Genomic DNA, 461 nt, shown 5'->3' on the forward strand with positions numbered 1-461 from the left:
GACCATGTTATACCCAGCAGGAGCGGCGATGGCTTCTTTGCGGTCCAGGGCGAGATGACCGACCCAACAATGCAGCGGGTGTTCGTGGATCGCTCCCAGGCGCAAGGGCAGTCGCTGGAACACAGCAGCCGTCAGGTTGCAGAGGAAAGCCAGCGTCAGACGCAGCAAACTGCCCAGCAGACCCCGCAGCCTCCCGACACACGCGGCCCGACGTTGTAAGGAGTACGGCAGCGCGCAATCGATGGCCCCGGCATTGCCGGGGCCATTGTTTTTGGGGCGGCGGAATGGGCATGGATCCTTGCATTAAGCCCTAGTTCACTCGGATTGATAAGACGTCACGACGCGCTGAAGGTGCTGGAACGCACCAAAGGCATGATGATTTCCTCCGGGGACAAGTCCTCCAGCCAGATCCGCGACCTGGACCTGGCGATGGATGACGTGGCCTCGGGCAACTTCGTGCT

1 protein-coding gene is annotated in these 461 nt (G+C 61.4%); it reads left to right on the forward strand.

Annotated elements, in window-relative coordinates:
• Positions 1 to 219: XVIPCD domain-containing protein (locus XcuCFBP2542_RS19075; RefSeq protein WP_338117683.1), on the forward strand; the 219-nt coding region annotated here is incomplete at its 5' end.
• Positions 220 to 461: the final 242 nt, after the last annotated feature.

This window comes from Xanthomonas cucurbitae (genome assembly GCF_002939885.1).
GTDB lineage: Bacteria > Pseudomonadota > Gammaproteobacteria > Xanthomonadales > Xanthomonadaceae > Xanthomonas > Xanthomonas cucurbitae.